Below are 1,850 nucleotides of genomic sequence, written 5' to 3' on the forward strand. Positions count from 1 at the left end.
TGTAATAATAATCCTATCGGAAGCTAGTTCGCCCCAAGGAGCTCTGTTATTTTTTAACTGCGTCTGCCACTGCTTATTCGTGGTTTTACCCAATTGAAATAACGGGGCAGCAATGGCGTTTTTTATCTTGATATCAGCGCGGATGGTCGGCTCTTTTGGGGAGACGCTTATATACACAAGCCCACCAAATGGGGAGGCTATACTGGTCGTTTCTTTCTCCAATTTTTCTACTTTTACTATTTTCGGCATCCTGCGCCAATCTTGCTTTCCGGCAATCCAGGCACCCAAATTATCTGAATGGCTGCCTATTTGAACCGCGATGTTTTTTCCCACCAAATAACCGGGGATCGTTACTTCAATTGGCTCTCCTGCAATAGCGTACAAACCGGTACTATAAAGGTTATTATTCCAAGCTCCGGAATATCCTAGATGAGAAACAATTGGAATCAGGCGCTTCTCAATTGGTTGGTGATCTAAATGATAGATTTTCTCAATTTTCACCGCACCTTCCTTCACGGGTCCGGGAAAATTTATAAATGAAGGCTGAGCTCGCACATTTTTATAATCATCACTGCTAAGTATTTTGTCACTCCATTTTAATATTGCCTTCCTAAGCGCAGTGTCTTTTACAGAGAGCGGGTGCTGCGGGGAGATAATTACATTTTGAGGGATGATAGTTGCTGTTTGCGCAGAGCTATTTTGCACAAATAAAATACAGCAAAGGCATAGCATTGCGAATAACACTTTTTTCATTGTTTGCACATTTAAAAAATTAGAGATAATAAATTGATATCAAAAGCCTTCTTCTGATTTATAAGCAATGCAGGACTAAGTTTTATTATAACAGAATGTTTCTATGCATCTGAAAGATATAAACAGTTTTTAGAAATCCACCAGACAAACGATTGTGTAAGTATTACAAGTACTTTTAAAATTACAGTGGGGCAACCGCTCCTCTCCTATAGTAAAAGTAGCTTTCCGAAGGGGGCCCAAATAAAATGCCGTTCAGAAGTATGAACGGCATTTAAAAATATGAACGATGCAATATTACGCATCCTTACCATGACAGTTTTTATATTTCTTGCCACTACCACAAGGGCAAGGATCATTACGACCAGTTTTGGGACCAACTACCACTGGTTGCTGTTTTACATTTGCACTTGGGTCATAATAATCATTGCCATTTGCACCGTAATCACTACCCGCTTCATCTATTTCTTCCTTGTTAGCATGAAGACCACTCAAATCTGTTTTGCGTTCATGCCCTTCACGAAGTTGTCCATTTTGTTGTGTCTCTACCGGGATATTCCCATGAGATAAGAAAGTCACAATTTCAACATTCACTTCGCTATTCATCTTAGCAAACAAACCAAAAGCTTCTTGTTTGTATATCACCAATGGATCCTTCTGCTCATATTGTACTGTACGCACACTTTGCTTCAAATCGTCCATTGAACGAAGATGTTCTTTCCACGCATCGTCGATAAACCCAAGCATCAATGTCTTTTCCAAAGAATTTACCAACTCAAAGCCATTGCTATCAATAGTCTTTTGCATGTTGGCTAATACCTGAAGTGCTTTGCGACCATCGGCAAATGGTACCACTACATTTTCAATCTGATTGCCCTGTGCTTGACGGATATTTTTAAATACCGGCAAAGCATTTTTGGCTATTTCTTCTTTGTGTTTTTGATAATTTTCAAATGCCTCATTATACAATGTATCCGCCAATTCATTCATATTGCTTTTACCAAATTCCTCTTCAGTTATCTTGGTATCCAACGCTAATTGTACAATTGCATTTAAGCGGAACCCTTCATAATCATTCGCATCTTTATGATTAAAGGCAA

The 1,850-nt window shown here is 39.0% G+C and carries 2 protein-coding genes; both read right to left on the reverse strand.

Features of this window, described 5'->3' with window-relative positions; translation table 11 throughout:
• On the reverse strand, positions 1–753 hold a 753-nt coding region (locus ACQR30_RS13775), incomplete at its 3' end, for a M60 family peptidase N-terminal accessory domain-containing protein (protein ID WP_429736094.1).
• A 294-nt stretch (positions 754–1,047) separates the two neighbouring features.
• Positions 1,048–1,850: SEC-C metal-binding domain-containing protein (locus ACQR30_RS13780; protein ID WP_429736096.1), on the reverse strand; the 803-nt coding region annotated here is incomplete at its 5' end.

It is taken from the genome of Arachidicoccus sp., from assembly GCF_050436765.1.
Taxonomy (GTDB): domain Bacteria; phylum Bacteroidota; class Bacteroidia; order Chitinophagales; family Chitinophagaceae; genus Arachidicoccus.